Origin of the sequence: Vibrio sp. 10N.286.48.C11 (assembly GCF_041469805.1) — a bacterium.
Taxonomy (GTDB): Bacteria; Pseudomonadota; Gammaproteobacteria; order Enterobacterales; family Vibrionaceae; genus Vibrio; species Vibrio crassostreae_C.
Genome location: NZ_JBFRLK010000027.1, coordinates 1 through 16,752, shown reverse-complemented (window position 1 = coordinate 16,752; position 16,752 = coordinate 1). Strand labels below are relative to the sequence as shown.

Here is a 16,752-nt window from a genome sequence, read left to right as displayed (position 1 = left end):
CTTTAACTGATCGGCATTACTGCGAGTGCAGCCCTTGTGATGTTTATTGGAATAGCCTATCTATGTGTTAAGCCGCTTTAATGTGCGTTGTAATGTACGGTTGCCATGCTTGTTGGTAAAGCTCTAAAGATTGGCGTCGTAGGCTATTGACTTGTGCCGCTTCGATATCGTTGATTGGGCGATGTTCTGCAATTGCGTGACGCTCAATACCTTGGATAATTTCGTACAGCTCGTGCTCAGGACCACTTTTCACATCAGCAATCGCTTTTAAGTGAAGTTGAACCTCTGCAATGATGTTGGTTTTAGGCAAACGAACCAACAAGTTAAGGTCACGGTAACCAGAGTCAGCCGGCGATTTAAACTTATTTTTCAGCTTAACAACGTCTGCTTCACGGCTTAGCGCTTCGTAAACTTCAACCAAGCTCTCTACATCGTTCGCGATGATAGTTGCACGGGCTAAGTCGGTAATTTTTGTCACATCACCATCAAGCTCAAGGGCGATTTTTTCTTCTGCGCGAGCTTGAGATTTAACGCCAGCAAATAGCGCTTCAGAATTGGTGAGTAGGGCAGTACTTTTACAGATAGTTTCTAGTTCAGCTTGGCCTTGATGCGCTTTGCTGTACAAAATATCGAAGTCGGTGTAAGGCTGAGTCGGGCGTGAGTCGAAGGCTTTGATGCCGTAAAGGCCGCTCAAACTATGACGGAATACGTTTGAAGATACTTGGTTTTGCGCAGGAGTGCGCGTTTGATCTGTTGAACTTGTTGAAACAGGTGCTGCTGCGAATGCAGGCGCTCGGCTCAATACCAAAAGCATTAGGGCCGTCGTACGGAGAAATACACTCATTCAAACTCCAAAATACAAGGTTACAAAAAACGGGTAGTCAAAAGGGGTAACCAGTAACGCACAAGAGTAAAAACAGCTTAACTAATTTCACTACATATTAAATGAGGCTAGCTAAGACAGAAACCAATTCTAACGTTTAATATTGCTTTAAAATGTGAAGATATAGCCAAATAACCCAACCGTTAGTTCCGCAATTATCAGAACTTTGAACTTAGCCAGTTTCTGATTTTATCGAAATCAATTTAGTACTTTAAACCAAGCTAAGGTTGCTCTTACCTCTCTATACTGTACCCTTGCATTATGACTGTTTAACATGAACGAAAGATGAATAATCCTGAATTTTGGCACAATAAATGGGCAGCCAACCAAATTGGTTTCCACCTCGAAGATGTAAACCCACTTCTGATTAAATTTTGGGAAAAGACTGAGCCTAGCTACGAGAAGAGTGTGTTTGTTCCACTTTGTGGCAAAAGTGAAGATCTGATTTGGCTAGCTTCAAAGCATGAAGATGTTCAAGGTGTCGAGTTAAGCCAGATTGCGGTTCGCGCATTTTTTGCAGAGCACCTTTATACCCCGACTGTGACTCAAATTAGCGGTCAGCACGAGCTCTACCAATTCGATGAACTGAACATCTACACGGGCGATTACTTTTCAGCGCCAATCCAACCTGTCGATACCATTTATGATCGCGCGTCTTTAGTCGCATTGCCTGAAGAGATGCGAGTGCAGTACGTAGAGCGCTTAAAACAACTGCTGAAACCGGACGGTAAGATCCTTCTGGTGACTCTGGATTATGATCAAAGCGAAATGGCTGGGCCTCCGTTTAGCGTACCTAAGTTAGAGATTGCTCAATTGTTTGCAGGATACAAAATTACATTGTTGAATCAAGATATAGCGAACGATGAACATCCGAAGATTGCTAAGAAAGGCTTGTCTCGCTTCTGTGAAGAAGTGTATTTGATTGAGTCAGACGCTTAAGTTCAGTCTGCTTAGTTAAGCGAACAGATAACACCAACAAAAAGACGGGCTCGATAGCCCGTCTTTTTATGGTTCAGATTTGAACTCGTGATTGTTCAGAATTGAATAGCAGGTTAGTAAATCACTTTTACTTTTGACGCGCTCTCAATTGCATCTTCAATCGCTGTCTCAGTGCTGTTGCGACGAGTAAGCGCCACACCAAGACGACGGCGACCATCGATATCAGGCTTACCAAACAAGCGAACTTGCGTTTGTGGTGCGTCTAGCGCTTCTGCAAGGCCTTCAAAGCGGATATTCGTTGATGTGCCTTGACCAAGGATTACGGCAGAGGCACAAGGGCCATACTGAGTAATTGATTTGATCGGCATACCTGTAAATGCGCGTACGTGTAGTGCAAATTCCGATGAGTCTTGAGACATCAGAGTAACCAAGCCAGTATCATGTGGGCGAGGGGAGACTTCATTGAAGATCACGTGGTCGCCTTTAACGAACAGTTCAACACCAAAGATGCCGTGACCGCCTAATGTGTTAACCACTTGCTCTGCCGTGTATTGCGCCGCTTTAAGTGCGTTGTCAGACATGACCTGTGGCTGCCATGATTCGCGGTAATCACCGTCTTCTTGGCGGTGACCGATAGGCGCACAGAAGTGAACACCGTCGACTGCGCGAACGGTAAGTAGCGTAATTTCGTAATCGAAGTCGATGAAGCCTTCAACGATTACACGACCCGCGCCAGTACGACCGCCTTCTTGTGCGTAGTCCCAAGACTTCTGAATGTCTTCCTCTGTTTTGATAACGCTTTGGCCTTTACCTGAAGAGCTCATTACTGGCTTAACAACGCAAGGCATGCCCACGAATTCAACAGCGGCTGAGAAATCTTCAAAGGTGTCTGCAAAGCGGTAAGGAGAAGTGCTCAGCTTTAGCTCTTCTGCAGCTAGGCGACGGATACCTTCGCGGTTCATCGTTAGCTTAGTCGCATTTGCAGTGGGAACGACATTTAAACCTTGCGCTTCCAGCTCTACCAACTTGCTGGTGGCAATAGCTTCAATTTCAGGAACCACATAATCTGGTTTTTCAAGTTCAATGACTGCTTGCAGTGCATCGCCGTCTAACATGTCTAATACATGACTACGATGTGCAACTTGCATTGCTGGTGCGTCTGCATAACGATCACAAGCAATAACTTCCAAACCTAAACGTTGGCACTCGATAGCAACTTCTTTGCCGAGTTCACCTGAACCTAATAGAAGTACACGAGTAGCATTTTCACGAGTAGCGGTACCAAACATAGAAATTCCTTCCGATCTTTTAAACGATTGATTGAAAACGGGGTGATCATACTTATTTAAATGACAAAAGCAAACGTTTGCGCAAGTTGCTACGTTAATTACAAGTATAAAAAAAGCAGCCCCGTTAAATAGGGCTGCTTATTTAAATTATTGTTAACTAGATGTACTTAGATTGCTAAGTAAGTCACTGGAATGTCGGGATTAATCGCTTCTAATGTAGATTGCGTATCCGCTAGGTGACTGATGCTACCTTCGGCAATTTCAACCAACGCTGCACTTTCAATCTGTTCAAAATCGAAGCCAGCCAGTTTAAGTTGAATCAACGCCACTTGTAGAGGAGGTAAGCTCGGGTTGAACGCTGCGTTTTCAGCGTAAGCACCGGTGAAAATCTCACCCGACGTCAATTGCAGTGAAACACCACTTAGGTTTTTGGTGTAAGGAGCATGGCTGCGGTTTAGTGCTGCTAGCGCTTCTACAACAATAGGCGTTGTTTCTTCGGTCGTGTACTTATGATCAAGCTTAGTCATTAGGCCAGTCGTCACACCTAAATCAGCAGGGCCGAATGAGTCTGGTAGGTACTCTTGCAGAGACATTTCATCACGTTGTGGAAGCTGAACTTTAAGTTCTTTTGCTGTGGTCAGTTCGTTCATGAATTGACGACAGTGACCACAAGGACTGAAGTTTATGGTGATATCTGAGATACCTAGTTCGCCTTTCATCCAAGCGTGGCTGATTGCAGATTGCTCAGCGTGAACGGTTTGACCAAGTTGAGCACCAGCGATTTCAAGGTTTGCACCAAAATACAGAGTACCAGACAAACCACGCACGATAGCACCAACATAAAAGTCAGATAACGGAGCGTAAGAATACGCTGCGGCAAAAGGAAGTAGCGCAATACGTAGCTCGTCATCCGCTAGACCACTTGCTTGCAGTAGGCTAGCAAATTGTTCTGGAGACAATGTCGCGTCAAAGTTGTCTGCTAATACGATGTCACTCAAAAGTGCTTTGATTGCTGTTGGAGCACTTTCCAGCGCCAGGGTAATACGACTGTTCATGTTGAATCCTTAATTGACCTTAGGCTTTAATTCTATGCAATGCTCAGGAATTTTCTGTGACCTTTATCACTACTGCGTTGTTGTTGTTACATTGGTTTGCATAATTAGAGTGAGGTCACACTTGAAATCGATTACAAGAGCCATTTATACAGCTGATATCGCACTTATTGCTCGTAAAAGACCGTGACTTGACTGCTATTGCTAAATAAATGCGAATAAAAAGCCCAAACAGACACTGTAATAAACAGCATTCTGGTTGGGCTGAATCGCGTAGTGATCGTTTAGGTTAAGAGTAGAACCAAACCACGAGCGAAAATATACTCGGTGCGATGATTGAGGTAATGACGCCACAAAGCACAAGAGCCAAAGAACTGAATGCTGCATCTTCCTGATTCTTTTCCGCACAAGTCGCGGTGCCTAAAGCGTGAGACACGGTACCCATGGTTAAACCACGGGCGATCGGGCTCTTAATACCAATGAGGTTGTAGATTGGGTAAGCAAAAATTGCCCCAAATAGACCCACAATCAATACCAGTATTGCCGCAATCGCTGCTTCACCACCTAAATGGCTCGATACTTCCATTGCAATTGGCGTGGTGACTGATTTGCCTAACAAGCTCGCAATCAAAGTTAAGTCCGCTTTAAATGCTACTGCGATCACTGCCGTTGTTGTCATCGACATCACACTGCCTAGCGTGCACGCAAAGGTAATGATGCGCCAGTTGGCTCTGATTTGAGGTAGCTGCTCATAAAGTGGGTAAGCAAGTGCAACAACCGCAGGCTGCAGCATGTAGGTAATCCAAGTGTTGTCAGCATAGTAAGTCTCAAACGGTACTCTAAAGAACGTGAGAATCGGAATGATGATACCAATGCTGATAAGCAGGGGGTTACACAGCGGCGAGTTTACTTTTTGACTTACCCAGCGAGCAAACAGAAACACCACGATAGTTAATAGAATCCACATGATTATTTACCTCTCGCCAGCAAGCGGTCTAAGAACCATGATAAAGATACTAATACGATGAGCGTGCCACCCACCGCGCTCGCCATAATAGGCAATGCATTCGCGATGAGCATTTCGAAGTGATCCATCAACCCAACACTGATCGGAACGAACAGTAAGATCATTAGGCGGATAATCAAACTTGCACCGGGCTGTACCCAATGCGAAGGCACAATACCAATCACCATTGCGGCAAACAGAATCAACATGCCAAAAATACTGCCTGGAATTGAGGTATCCAAAAAGTGCTGTAACGCGTTACCTGCTGTAAGTGCACCTATGATTAAGGTGAAGGAGATTAAGCAGTAAACCAGTTGGATCAATCTTTCTTTCAAAGTGTTACGTCTCTTGATAATGGAATTAGCTAGCTAACTTTTCTACGTATTGATAAACCGCCTTCAAGATAGCCATTTTCTTCTCGTCACTTTCATGTTCGTGCGCGAGGTTTTCAAGGTTGAGCATGTACTCTTCTAAACGGCACTCATAAAACTCACGACAATGGTTCGCCCATTTCAATTGCTCAGCTTCGTCGAGCGTCCATGGGAAGTTACGCGCACGGTAACGGAACAGTAACGGTTTAATTCGTTCGTCACTGAAGGTGATATCCAAAGCCGCCAAGTTGTTCGGGTCAGTTTCGCGAATGATGTTCATCGCTGTTTTATCAGCAGGTGAAAAGAAACCGTCGTAAAGGTGTGTATCAACATCATCACTCTTTTCGTACTCGCGCTCTTGTGAATACAGGCCGATCAGTTTTTCGCGGATCTCTGGGTGTTCGCGCAGCAGTGCCAAGTTTTTCAGGCATTGTTGGCGATCGATACCGATGGTTTCAGCATTTTCAGCCGTTAGCGTTTTGGCTGGAGCAAGAATAGGGCACTTGTTTAGCTGAACCAATTTGATGGGTACGGGTAGTTCGTCTTCACCCAGTTCACTGCGTTTGGTATAGAGCCTTTCTCTGAGTTCATCAGCGTCCAGTTCTAACAGTGGGCTTGGATCTTTGGCTAAATCAACCACGATAACCGCATTTTGATTGGTTGGGTGCCAAGCCATAGGCACAATCCAGCTGGTGTAGTTGCAGTCACGGCCAAACATGCCTGAAACGTGCATTAATGGTGTCATGTTTACGATATCAACCAGATCATTCAGCTTACGCTTATGACGCATGTTGTAAAGGTAATCGAACATCTTAGGTTGCGCAGCTTTCAGCTTCTTCGCTAACTCGATGGTCGCAATAACATCGGCCATCGCATCGTGCGCGTTCTCGTGTTCAATGCCGTTTGCCACAGATAGGTGTTCCAGTTTGAAGCTTGGGTAACCTTCTTCGTTCTCTGGCCAAACAATGCCTTCAGGACGCAGTGCGTGAACAGCGCGCATTACATCTAATAAATCCCAACGAGAGTTGCCATTCTGCCAGCTCCACGCATATGGGTCGATGAAGTTTCGGTAACAGGTGTAACGCGTTACTTCATCATCAAATCGAATACTGTTGTAGCCAAGGCTTGTGGTGTTTGGTTTGGCTAACTCAGCATGGATCTTAGCGATAAACTCTGGTTCAGGAAGACCTTGTGAAGCCGCTTTTTGTGGTGTGATACGGGTGATCAGTGCAGCTTCAGGCGCAGGGAGGTAATCAGCGGGAGGTTGGCAATAGATAACCAGAGGCTCTCCAATAACATTGAAATCTTGGTCGGTACGAACACCCGCAAACTGACTCGGACGGTCTTTTGCTGGGCTAACGCCCCATGTTTCGTAATCGAAAAAGAAGTAGGTTGGCTGATTATCTGAACTCATTGAATTTCCTGAACAGCAAGCGCGGAACGTTTACTGTGGCTGAAGGTTAGTTTTGTTCAGTATCTGATAGTATGCGGTACGCGTGCAACCCAGATCACAAATAAATTGCCGGAAAACGGTGCTTTACTATTCAATCGAGTCAGTGGGGAAGGTTTTGAAACCAATTGAGGCGGTTTCTTAGTTAATACAATCTGTCTATCGTCCGTTTAATCCGATGGAGGCGAGAGTATCAACTGGACTTTCTGCTTCATGGTTAACTCTCGGTTCTTCAAATCTTTGAATATGGCCTTCCATTCTTGAAAGGTGACCACTATCGGATTAAAACTGTTCACGGGTTTGGTGACGCCATAACGTACAGTTTCAACTTCAGGTTCGAATGTACCAAATAACTTATCCCAGATAATAAGAACGCCGGCGTAGTTCTTATCAATGTATTGCGGGTTTTTGCCGTGATGTACTCGATGATGAGAAGGGGTATTAAAGATGTATTCAAGTGGCCCCAAGCTTCGTATCCATTGTGTATGGACGAAGAACTGCAAACCTAGATTGAGAAGCACCACAAAGATGACCCACTTAGGGGCAAAACCTATGATGACCAACGGTATCCAGAAAAGCCACATCCCAGCAAGTGGATACATTAAGCTTTGACGGAAAGCCGTACTGAAGTTCATGCTTTCTGAACTGTGGTGTGCCACGTGTGCTGCCCACATCCAGCGAACACGATGGCTTGCTCTGTGGAACCAGTAATAGTAAAAGTCTTGCAACACCATCAATACAACAAAACTCAGCACGCCCATTTCAATGTCCATTAAGCGCCAACCAAACATCCAGAGATACAGCTGCACGACCAATAACCCGGTGAGCAAATCGGAGAGTTGATGCATTCCCGCCAGCGTGAAATTACACATCACTTCTGAAAGCTTATAGCTGGAGTTATCAGGCAGTCGACCTTGCTTCTGACCGATAAAATACTCAGCCAACATGCACACCACGAACAAGGGCGCTAATACCAGCAGTAGCCATTCTGGGTAATTGATTAATGCGTCGATATTCATGTTTTATCCTTGTTGAGACGCCATACGCGTTCTTAGTATCAAGTTTACTTAGACTTGCTCGCCTGAAATTCAGTTAGCAAAATTTCGCTACCAGCGAGCAAAGTGATCTTCTGTTAGGCCAAGAACACCATCGAGTTGATGTGTCACTCCATTGTTGTCTTCAATCGAGCCAGAAAAGTGACCAATGAACTGACGAAAGTTACTTTTTAACAGCCATAAATTGAGCTTTTCGCTGCGATTATTTAAGGGCGTAAAGGTCAGGTTTATACGTCCATCTTGTGATGTTATCTGCCAAGGTAAATTGGTGTCTTGGCGACTAAACGCAAACTGTACCGGGTTAAGTAAGTGCCGAGTTCCATTGATCCATAAAACGTTCTCGCAGCCTCCGGTTTCATTGACGCCTGCTGCGAGGTTCAAGCCAATATCTGTCCCATTGGATTGCGTGTTGATGCTTGCCCAGCGCCAACTGGTTTCACGTCTCATGTAACCCGCTGAAAAGTCATAACCGGCACGAGCTTGTTCGAGAACGAGTGATTCTCCCTTGATTTGGATTTCACCGCTGATGCGCAAAGCATTGTGCTTTTGGGTGTAAGTCCAACCTGAATAACCCGTTGGGCTGCACATCGCCATGGGCAAGCTGTCGGTTTCAGGCTCTAAAGAAATATCGGCCTTGATGAATTTCGTATTCAAGCGAACTCGCCATTGTCCGCCCTCGATATAGAAAGCAATGCTTTGATCTGCAATGCTTGTCTTTCCTTCAAATGGTGAAGGCGTTACATGCTTATCAAACCCTAATGGCCTCAACCAAGATGACTCTTGCAGATGGTTGTTTTCTATGTCGTACAGATAACAAAATGCCGAGCCTAAGTAGCGAATATCCGCGATAGCGACGCCGATAATGTGTGTGTCGGTGACGATGCTGACAAACTGGAATTGCTTATAGTGGAAGTGCTTCTGCCAAGGGTTTGCTTTTGAATCCATCGAGTTTCGGTAGTCAAAGTTCTCGATGTTTAGGTGTTTAAGGATGCCATCGAAATGCCCAATGATCGGCTGACCATTAGAATCAATCAAACTGTGTGGGGCAGGGTTGGTTTTTATCATTGCGATGGTTCACATTATTTTAACAATTAAAGCCATTGTGCGATGAGTAGCGTAGAATTGGGAGGTCATATTCGGACAAGAGCGCGTTACCAATCACGATTTTGTCAGCATGTGTTGTTAAGGCTGAGTAGTCATGTTGATGGGAATGGGCTCGATATAAGGAGAGACGATTGGAGATTATCGCGGAGTATAAGCCAACCGGACATAGGCACCAGTTGGGTACATTAGATATCGCGCTGCTGTTGAATACGCTAGAGCAACGAGGTATCGATATTGAAAGGCTACTCAATGATGTGGGTTTGCCGAACATAGATTGGCGAGACCCGAATGGAAAGCTGACTTACGCTGATAAACTAGCGTTATTTAGCGTGGTGAATCAGAGCTTTCCTCACGATGGCTTAGGGCTTTGGCTGGGGGAACACGCTAGCTTGAGCCACTTTGGTGTGTTGGGTTATGCGCTATCGACCAGTCAAAATGTCGGGGAGGCCATCAAGTCGGGCTTTAAATATCTGCGCCTGAACGGTCCTATTTTCTCGGTTAAATTGTTTCTAGATTCCGAGCATGCAGTGATTCAGATTGAGAACACCTTGGAAGTGGGCGATCTGCTTCCTTTCTGCAGTGAATATTTCTTGAGTTCAATCGTCTCTTTATTCAAAGAGCTGACTGGTCATGAGTTGGATATTCATATTTTGGCTTTGCCTTATACACGCACTAATTACGCCAAGCTCTATGACGATCGTTTCCAGTGCCCTGTAGTTTTTGAGCAGAGCCATTGTGAACTGCGTTTTGATGTATCGGTTTTGTCGCAAACCTTATTGACTCATGATGCAGCGACACTGAAGCGCTATCTTGCGTCTTGCCAGTCGATAGTCGAAACGTTGGACTCTGAGCATCTGCTGACTAATCAGATCAAAACGATCTTTTATCAAACCGCAGGTAATTTCCCGAATATTGAACAACTCGCGGATGAGTTTGGTTGTAGCTCTCGTACACTCAGGCGAGAGCTAGTGACCCATGAATCCAGTTACCAAATATTGCTTACCGAAGTTCGAGTGGAGCTGGCCAAAGAGCTATTACTCGGCACAACCATGAGCATTGATGACATCGGTGAAAGGCTCGGTTATAGCGACCCTGCAAATTTCAGAAGGGCGTTTAAAGGTTGGCTCAATAAAACGCCCGCTCAGTTTCGTGATGGTTTAAGTTAAGGCGTTACTTGCTAAAGAACTGCTCCCTGAAATCGGTGACTTGCTGTTGATAATAACTGTCCCAATCTTGTTGAGTCCAAGTGGCATAACTTGATGAGCGCTGAGAGTCTAAGGTCGCTTTGAGCTGATCCAGTTGCTCGTGATAACTCATCACGGTTTGTTGCTGTTGTGCGACTTGTTGTTCTCGCGCGGCAATGTTGCTGGCCTGCGCTTCATCTAAGTAGGCATCTTGAAGGTCGGCTTTGACTGATGCTACTTCAGCAGGGCTATAGCTGCTGGGTATCAAAGATACTGCCAGTTCATATTTTTGAAGCTGTGTTTCGGCGTTTAACGTGCCCGTATTGTTTTGCCATTCACTAAGCAAATCTTGATAGTTGGCCAAAAACTGGCTCGCTTCGTTCTTTTCAAGGGTGTTAGCGTCAAGCGTAAAATCCAGATGAGCAAACTGGTCAGCGAATAGCTGGTGGGCCAACTCTCCCCATACTTGTTGTGCAGATTGCTTGAATAAGGCAACACGATCTTCAAGAGTCTCTATGGATTCAAGTGGGATAGTGCTTTGTGTTAATTGCCAGTCAGCCGATAGCTGCGGATAGTCGCTCAGTAACTCAAACCATATGCCCGGCAATTCTGATTTCAATCGTGCGAGTTGCTCTGCGCAGTCATCACGTTGTTGGCAAAGCTTCCAGAACCCATCGAGTTCATCGAACAAAGCCTTGCCTTCAAGCTCACTCAAGTTTTCAGCAAGAATTTTACCGTCCAGTGCTCCAGCTTGGGCTTGATTGCTGTGCGATGCGGAGTTTTCCGAACTAGCGGTTGCAGTAGGCGTGGAATTATCGTCATTAGTTGTCGTAGAAACACGCGGCTTAGGTTCTGTGTGTTGAGCAGAAGATAGCGCTGTTTCGTTCGTTTTTGATGACCACGAATAGCCAATAATGCTCGCCGTTAAGACGAGCATTAGGATTAATATAACTCGATGCATTATGGGTTCACCGAGTTACTTGATCACGGCACTAACAGGGAAGTGGTCTGAAAGGTTGTAGTGCTTCCATAATTCACTGCTTGTTGATCTTGGAACATCCACGCGATTGTCGTTATGCGTTTTGGCTGCATATTCCGAGCTTACTAACACATAATCGAGATACTCAACATTCTCACCACCCGACATAGGTTCGCCCGCAAAGTTGTTGATGCGTGGGTCAAAGGTAGACGCGGTGTAACCAGAGTAGGTTGGTTCATCAGCCTGCAGGTTAGCAAACATCTGTTGGTAGTCGCCTGGGAACTTCAGCTTGTTCACATTGAAGTCACCGCTGTAAATAACCGTTTCTGAGGTTGCTATTTCCAGTGATTGAGCAAGCTGAGGCATCTGTTTAAATTGACGCTGTCGGTAGTCACGAGCGGTATCCGTATCGAACGACGCGGTGTGAGTGCCAAACACATGGTAAGCCTGACCATTTTTGATGACCTCAGCGTAATTCACGCCCTTATCAGCGAAACAATCTGTGCCTGTACAATCAGGGAACACGTATTGCGCTTCGTTGACAATAGGGTAGCGGCTCACAATGACCACGCCACCGTCATAGATGTTAATCCCATCTTTATCGAGCATTTTGGTTTGGTACGGGTACTCTTTTGCAAGTTCACGCAAGAATTCATCTCTGCCGTTAGCAAACACCTCTTGCAGCGCCAACACGTCGTAGCCTTTTACGTATTGAGGGATAAGATCGTAGCGATCACCAATATGCGAAGCGATGGCAGGCAGCGCCCAGATGTTGTAGGTCATGACCTTGAGTGTATTGGCATCCGGCTCTGGTTGCTCATCCACTTTTGGAGGGGTGATGGTGTAATAAATATCATCGTAGCGCGCTGTAGAATCGGCTTTGAGGGCTAGCTCTGCGTTGACCCCGAAGGCATCGGTTGTGCTGCGATGAATATTACGATCGTCATGCAATGTTAGGTTGACGTCTGCAGCACTCAAACCATGTTGCAGTGTCGAGTTATACCAATGTCCCTTCATGGTTTGGTTGAGCGTGACACTCTCGCCCACAGCGTTCGATATCACAGTGTCAAACTCATAGGTCTTCCCAGATTTCACACCAGTCCAGCGGTTAAAACTGATCAGCTTCTTCGTCTCCCAAGGAGCAATCTGTTCAACATGCTGTTGCCACTCATCCCCAAGTTGAAGCAGGTCGATACCAGTGTGGTTGGCTTGAATGGTCATCACTTGATTGGTGTTATTGGTGAGATACACGTCGGTGTCTGCGATCGCAGAGGTCGAAGCGATTGATGTGGATGCCACAAGTGCAGCTAACCAAGTCCATTGAGTTTTCATCGTTTACGTTATCCTTATTGATTGATGTCTAGAATAACGTAGTCAAGAGTTATTATATTGGAGTTATAACTCTATGGCATTTATTCAAATATGAGATATATGCCAAGGTTTTATAAAATTGATTAACCATTGAAAATTAACATATTGTCTTATCGGAATGATAAGTGGTACGCGCGCGAATAATAGGGTCAGTTAATGCTTTCGAGTCGGTGGAACAGCCAATATTGGCGTGCTTAAGTGAAAACTGTGTGTCGCGGTAAAGTGGAGGTTGTGAGCAACAAGAAGGGAATATGGACACAGCTTAGAGCTATCAGCATAAATTTTGCGATTGTTCTGTAATTTACTCTTGTTCAGTAAACAGAAACCTCAAAAACAGGTATGATAGTGCCGTTTTTAATCCTGAACTGGGAAAGTCATGGCAAAGTTAACACTCCAAGAGCAGATGCTTAAAGCTGGCTTGGTAAATGAGAAAAAATTAAAGAAGGCGAAGAAAGGCTCTAAAAAGTCTCGCGTTCAGTCTCGTGAAGCAAAAGCGGCAGCTGAAGAAACTAAACTGGCGCAGCAAGCGAAAGACAAAGAGCTAAACCAACAGTTGAAAGAACAACAGTTGAGCAAAGAAATTAAAGCTCAAGTGAAGCAACTGATTGAGATGAACAAGATCGAACAGAAGAACGGTGAGATCAAATACAACTTCACCGACGGTACGCTAGTTAAATATCTTTACGTAGAAGAGCTGACTCAAAAGCAACTAAGTAAAGGCATTCTAAGTATTGCTCGTCAAGGCGAGAGCTATGTTGTTATTCCAACAGCAGTAGCGAACAAGATTGCTATGCGCGACGAAGAATCTATCGTTGATACGCAGGCAGGTAGCACAGACGAAGTAGACGAAGATGACCCGTACAAAGACTTCGTGATCCCAGATGATCTAATGTGGTAATCCGTTTTACCTAGCTCCATTTTAATGGTTAGCTAAGTTTACAGGATCTAAGAATGCAGCGAACAATCACTCGATTGGCGCTGCATTTTTTTTGGCGCGAAATGACTTCAACAAATCTTGAATAAAGCTTAGTGTTCTGACATGCCGTAAACAAGGCTATCATTGGCACTTGCATGATCGATAAAATCGGTATTAGCGCGCTGTTCGTGTTGGTCATAGCCATCGAAGTAACAGTCGCCAATTTCATTGCGCGGGCAAACGTGAATGTGGTCTTTGATGACCAGTTCGGTAGAGCAGCATGGGCAGTGTTTTACATGTCCAGTGAGTACCGTAGATCGATTTGGTTTCATACATCCTCCTGATAGGCACTGTAATCTGATTGCCTATTTGCACCCTAAGTTACGCAAATTAGTGTGTCGTTATGATTTCATTTTTAAGTCAATAAAAAACGATTCGTAGAGTGAATGCTTAGGTATTAATGTAAATGTAAGAGCAAGAAAAAATAAAAGAACTAGGACGAGTAGGCTTGAAAGTAGATCGGCCATATAGTCGACTTTCACTGGTATCACATTCAGCCGAAGAGGTTGAAGTAGAGCTCGCTACGACGAATATGTTGGCCAGATGAAACCAACAAGCCCTAGTGAGCTGTGCATCATTTTATCGACTTAAGCTTTCAAAGTAATTCTGAACAAATTTAACGAACACTTGGTGTTTCTTTGCCGGATAAATAACTTGCGGATAGAACAGATAAATACTGTTGCCTTGTTGCAGACATTCATCAGGCAGCACTCGCTCTAATTCTCCCAGTTCGACCTCTTTCGCAACGTAGTAACTTGCAATACGGATGATGCCACTGCCTGCCATAGCTTGTTGCTTAAGCAGGTGGTTGTCATTACTTGAAAGCCAGCCGGACACATCAATATTTACCGATTTTAAAGGCCACTCGGTTTGGTGCAGAGTTGCTAAGCATTGATGATCACTTAAGTCACTCACATTGGTAGGGCGACCAAATTGGTTAAGATAACCGGGAGTCGCGACTAAATCATGTTGATAGCTAATCAAGTGTTTCGCCACCATGTTGTCAGGTGGCGTATTGGTGGCACGAAACGCGATATCGATATCATCTTGATTGAGATTAAAGTTGGTGTAGCTACTGTTTATCTCGAAACGAATCTCAGGGTATTGCTGCCTAAACTGTTGGCAGATATCGAATAGATATACCTCAGTAAACATCTTTGGCGCAGTGAGGCGTAATAGGCCTTTGACGATGTCGTGTTGCTCAGAAACACTGCGTTCAAGCTGTAAGACTTGCGAGCGAATCGTTAAGCCTTGTTGTAACGCGCGTTCGCCTTCTTGGGTTAAACGAACACTGCGAGTGGTTCTGACCAAAAGCGGGCACTGTAAATCGTTCTCTAAACGTTTGATCTGTTCAGAAAGGTAGCTCTTAGAGATACCGAGCTTTTCGGCTGCCTTGGTAAAGTTGAGTTGCTGAGCAAGTTCTACAAACAGGATCAGTCGTTCTATTCTTTTGTGTTCGTTCATTCGCGCGTTCCTACCAATCTATTGTTCGTCATATCAAACAATCATTTCGCAACTAGCATATTCTGTTTTTTAAAAAGAACAATATGATAGAGGCATATTTCTGGTCAGCAAATCTTCTAAGCGAGAATCGATATGACGAACAGCACTGAATCTACAAACAAAACGAATGACAAAAAACGTATCCCATTATCAAATTATCTACCGAATGTTGGGCAAATTGCCTATGGCTGCATGGGGTTAGGTGGTGGCTGGAATGATAATCCAGTGACGAGTGCGGATGTTGCTCAAACACGAAGCGTAATCGGCACCGCACTAGAATCGGGCATTAACTTATTCGACCATGCGGATATCTATACCTTCAGCAAAGCTGAGCAAGCCTTTGGTCAAGCATTACAACAAGCGCCTGATCTGCGTGAACAGATGTTCATTCAATCTAAGTGTGGGATTCGTTTTGAAGGCGAGGGCAATGTTGGTCGTTATGATTTCTCGGCTGATTGGGTAGGCCAATCGGTAGACGGTATTCTCAATCGATTGAATACTGAAAAGCTTGATGTGCTGTTATTGCACCGCCCTGATCCTTTGATGGAACTCGATGAGCTAGCAAGAACGTTAGAGAACTTAAAAGCGCAAGGTAAGGTCGATTATTTTGGTGTGTCGAACATGAACAGCCATCAAATTCAGTACCTGCAATCTGCGCTTGGGCAACCCATCGTCGCGAATCAAGTTGAGATGAGCTTAGCCAAATTGGATTGGTTGAATGATGGGGTGATGATTAACTCGCAAGGGCACCATCAATCAGACTTCGCCGCAGGCACTCTTGAACATTGCCAATTGAATAACATCCAACTGCAAGCTTGGGGCTGTTTGGCACAAGGCCGATTTGCTGAGCAAGGTTTGTATTCAGAACATGAAAACGTGAAAAAGACAGCGCACTACGTGGCTCAGTTAGCGAACCAATATGGCGTAGAAAGTGAAGCGATTGTGTTGGCATTTTTGCTCCGTCACCCTGCTCGTATCCAACCTGTAATTGGCACCACAAATCTAGAGCGAATCAAAGCTTCGGCAGTCGCGACTCAGATAAACCTGTCTCGTGAAGAGTGGTACAACCTATACGTGTACTCACGTGGTCAAGCACTGCCATAAGGAATGAATATGTTGAATCAAAAGATCGCGCAACAACTGGTGTCTAACGCTCTAGACATTGCTGAGCGTAATCAACAAGCAATCGCGGTGAGCGTGTGTGATACGCACGGTGAGTTACTGGCGTTTATTCGCATGGATAATGTGAGTGTTCAAGCCGGATTGTTAGCACAGAACAAAGCTTATACATCTGCAAGAGATAGACAGCCAAGCGGTAACTTAGGTGCTTGGGCGAGAGAAACTGGTAAAGACTTAAGTTACTGGACTGACCCAAAGATCACTGGCTTTAAAGGCGGTGTTCCCATTGAATTAAATGGGCAGGTGATTGGCGCTATTGGTGTCAGCGGATTAAGTGAAGACGACGATGAAGCACTTGCCGAAAAAGTCATTCAACTTGTGTTCTAAGCTGTTGCTCGTGAAGTAATGGAAGTTAGAAGTAACAGATAATAAAAAACCGATGCATGTGCATTAATGCCGATCAGTTAAAGC

17 protein-coding genes are annotated in these 16,752 nt (G+C 44.9%); 5 read left to right on the top strand and 12 right to left on the bottom strand.

Annotation, left to right across the window (positions count from 1 at the left end; all coding sequences use genetic code 11):
• Positions 1-67: 67 nt before the first annotated feature.
• Positions 68-844 carry a phosphoribosylglycinamide formyltransferase gene (locus AB4209_RS08750; RefSeq protein WP_372055571.1) on the bottom strand — a complete coding sequence of 259 codons (777 nt, stop codon included), beginning with the start codon at positions 842-844 and terminating at the stop codon, positions 68-70.
• A 324-nt stretch (positions 845-1,168) separates the two neighbouring features.
• On the opposite strand from AB4209_RS08750, the gene AB4209_RS08745 reads away from it, so the two are divergent.
• On the top strand, positions 1,169-1,822 hold the full coding sequence (locus AB4209_RS08745; RefSeq protein ID WP_372055569.1) for a thiopurine S-methyltransferase: 654 nt from the start codon (positions 1,169-1,171) through the stop codon (positions 1,820-1,822).
• Between the two features lie 113 nt (positions 1,823-1,935).
• Here AB4209_RS08745 and purT read toward each other — a convergent pair whose 3' ends face one another.
• The 7 genes from purT to AB4209_RS08710 form a co-directional block, all read right to left on the bottom strand.
• The gene (purT, locus tag AB4209_RS08740) at positions 1,936-3,111 is read right to left on the bottom strand and encodes a formate-dependent phosphoribosylglycinamide formyltransferase (protein ID WP_372055567.1); all 1,176 of its coding nucleotides are present in this window, start codon (positions 3,109-3,111) and stop codon (positions 1,936-1,938) included.
• 167 nt (positions 3,112-3,278) lie between these two features.
• Entirely contained in the window at positions 3,279-4,166 is an 888-nt protein-coding gene (gene cdd, locus AB4209_RS08735; protein WP_017069825.1) for a cytidine deaminase, read from the bottom strand.
• 286 nt (positions 4,167-4,452) lie between these two features.
• Entirely contained in the window at positions 4,453-5,130 is a 678-nt protein-coding gene (locus tag AB4209_RS08730; protein ID WP_017059134.1) for an LrgB family protein, read from the bottom strand.
• 2 nt (positions 5,131-5,132) lie between these two features.
• Positions 5,133-5,504 (bottom strand): CidA/LrgA family protein, encoded by a 372-nt coding sequence (locus AB4209_RS08725; protein ID WP_086713213.1) that lies wholly within the window; start codon positions 5,502-5,504, stop codon positions 5,133-5,135.
• A gap of 25 nt (positions 5,505-5,529) precedes the next feature.
• Positions 5,530-6,954 (bottom strand): exodeoxyribonuclease I, encoded by a 1,425-nt coding sequence (gene sbcB / locus AB4209_RS08720; protein ID WP_017070926.1) that lies wholly within the window; start codon positions 6,952-6,954, stop codon positions 5,530-5,532.
• 206 nt (positions 6,955-7,160) lie between these two features.
• On the bottom strand, positions 7,161-8,009 hold the full coding sequence (locus tag AB4209_RS08715; RefSeq protein WP_136974856.1) for a sterol desaturase family protein: 849 nt from the start codon (positions 8,007-8,009) through the stop codon (positions 7,161-7,163).
• 87 nt (positions 8,010-8,096) lie between these two features.
• Entirely contained in the window at positions 8,097-9,110 is a 1,014-nt protein-coding gene (locus tag AB4209_RS08710) for a DUF2804 domain-containing protein (protein ID WP_136974857.1), read from the bottom strand.
• 170 nt (positions 9,111-9,280) lie between these two features.
• Between AB4209_RS08710 and AB4209_RS08705 the strand changes: the two genes are divergently transcribed.
• Positions 9,281-10,315, top strand: a complete 1,035-nt coding sequence (locus AB4209_RS08705; protein ID WP_372055565.1) for an AraC family transcriptional regulator — start codon at positions 9,281-9,283, stop codon at positions 10,313-10,315.
• Between the two features lie 4 nt (positions 10,316-10,319).
• Here the strand turns inward: AB4209_RS08705 and AB4209_RS08700 are convergent, their stop codons facing one another.
• Together AB4209_RS08700 and AB4209_RS08695 are read right to left on the bottom strand one after the other, a co-directional pair.
• Complete coding sequence (locus tag AB4209_RS08700) at positions 10,320-11,270, bottom strand: chromosome partitioning protein ParA (protein ID WP_372055573.1); 951 nt, start codon at positions 11,268-11,270, stop codon at positions 10,320-10,322.
• A 39-nt stretch (positions 11,271-11,309) separates the two neighbouring features.
• Entirely contained in the window at positions 11,310-12,644 is a 1,335-nt protein-coding gene (locus AB4209_RS08695) for a sphingomyelin phosphodiesterase (protein WP_372055563.1), read from the bottom strand.
• A 415-nt stretch (positions 12,645-13,059) separates the two neighbouring features.
• Here AB4209_RS08695 and AB4209_RS08690 point away from each other — a divergent pair, with 415 nt between their 5' ends.
• The gene (locus AB4209_RS08690) at positions 13,060-13,581 is read left to right on the top strand and encodes a DUF2058 domain-containing protein (protein ID WP_010441213.1); all 522 of its coding nucleotides are present in this window, start codon (positions 13,060-13,062) and stop codon (positions 13,579-13,581) included.
• Between the two features lie 128 nt (positions 13,582-13,709).
• Here AB4209_RS08690 and AB4209_RS08685 read toward each other — a convergent pair whose 3' ends face one another.
• On the bottom strand, positions 13,710-13,931 hold the full coding sequence (locus AB4209_RS08685) for a hypothetical protein (RefSeq protein ID WP_017059142.1): 222 nt from the start codon (positions 13,929-13,931) through the stop codon (positions 13,710-13,712).
• Positions 13,932-14,238: 307 nt separating this feature from the next.
• Positions 14,239-15,123 carry a LysR family transcriptional regulator gene (locus AB4209_RS08680; protein ID WP_102393873.1) on the bottom strand — a complete coding sequence of 295 codons (885 nt, stop codon included), beginning with the start codon at positions 15,121-15,123 and terminating at the stop codon, positions 14,239-14,241.
• Positions 15,124-15,255: 132 nt separating this feature from the next.
• On the opposite strand from AB4209_RS08680, the gene AB4209_RS08675 reads away from it, so the two are divergent.
• Both AB4209_RS08675 and AB4209_RS08670 read left to right on the top strand, forming a co-directional pair.
• Positions 15,256-16,266, top strand: a complete 1,011-nt coding sequence (locus AB4209_RS08675) for an aldo/keto reductase family oxidoreductase (protein WP_017059146.1) — start codon at positions 15,256-15,258, stop codon at positions 16,264-16,266.
• A 9-nt stretch (positions 16,267-16,275) separates the two neighbouring features.
• Positions 16,276-16,668 carry a heme-binding protein gene (locus AB4209_RS08670; RefSeq protein ID WP_017066157.1) on the top strand — a complete coding sequence of 131 codons (393 nt, stop codon included), beginning with the start codon at positions 16,276-16,278 and terminating at the stop codon, positions 16,666-16,668.
• The last annotated feature ends 84 nt before the right edge of the window (positions 16,669-16,752 follow it).

Excerpts from the sequence above, each read along its gene's own strand:
- AB4209_RS08750 (WP_372055571.1), bottom strand. The coding sequence starts at position 844 with ATGAGTGTATTTCTCCGTACGACGGCCCTAATGCTTTTGGTATTGAGC.
- AB4209_RS08745 (WP_372055569.1), top strand. The coding sequence starts at position 1,169 with ATGAATAATCCTGAATTTTGGCACAATAAATGGGCAGCCAACCAAATT.
- purT (WP_372055567.1), bottom strand. The coding sequence starts at position 3,111 with ATGTTTGGTACCGCTACTCGTGAAAATGCTACTCGTGTACTTCTATTA.
- cdd (WP_017069825.1), bottom strand. The coding sequence starts at position 4,166 with ATGAACAGTCGTATTACCCTGGCGCTGGAAAGTGCTCCAACAGCAATC.
- AB4209_RS08730 (WP_017059134.1), bottom strand. The coding sequence starts at position 5,130 with ATGTGGATTCTATTAACTATCGTGGTGTTTCTGTTTGCTCGCTGGGTA.
- sbcB (WP_017070926.1), bottom strand. The coding sequence starts at position 6,954 with ATGAGTTCAGATAATCAGCCAACCTACTTCTTTTTCGATTACGAAACA.
- AB4209_RS08715 (WP_136974856.1), bottom strand. The coding sequence starts at position 8,009 with ATGAATATCGACGCATTAATCAATTACCCAGAATGGCTACTGCTGGTA.
- AB4209_RS08710 (WP_136974857.1), bottom strand. The coding sequence starts at position 9,110 with ATGATAAAAACCAACCCTGCCCCACACAGTTTGATTGATTCTAATGGT.
- AB4209_RS08700 (WP_372055573.1), bottom strand. The coding sequence starts at position 11,270 with ATGCTCGTCTTAACGGCGAGCATTATTGGCTATTCGTGGTCATCAAAA.
- AB4209_RS08695 (WP_372055563.1), bottom strand. The coding sequence starts at position 12,644 with ATGAAAACTCAATGGACTTGGTTAGCTGCACTTGTGGCATCCACATCA.
- AB4209_RS08690 (WP_010441213.1), top strand. The coding sequence starts at position 13,060 with ATGGCAAAGTTAACACTCCAAGAGCAGATGCTTAAAGCTGGCTTGGTA.
- AB4209_RS08685 (WP_017059142.1), bottom strand. The coding sequence starts at position 13,931 with ATGAAACCAAATCGATCTACGGTACTCACTGGACATGTAAAACACTGC.
- AB4209_RS08680 (WP_102393873.1), bottom strand. The coding sequence starts at position 15,123 with ATGAACGAACACAAAAGAATAGAACGACTGATCCTGTTTGTAGAACTT.
- AB4209_RS08675 (WP_017059146.1), top strand. The coding sequence starts at position 15,256 with ATGACGAACAGCACTGAATCTACAAACAAAACGAATGACAAAAAACGT.
- AB4209_RS08670 (WP_017066157.1), top strand. The coding sequence starts at position 16,276 with ATGTTGAATCAAAAGATCGCGCAACAACTGGTGTCTAACGCTCTAGAC.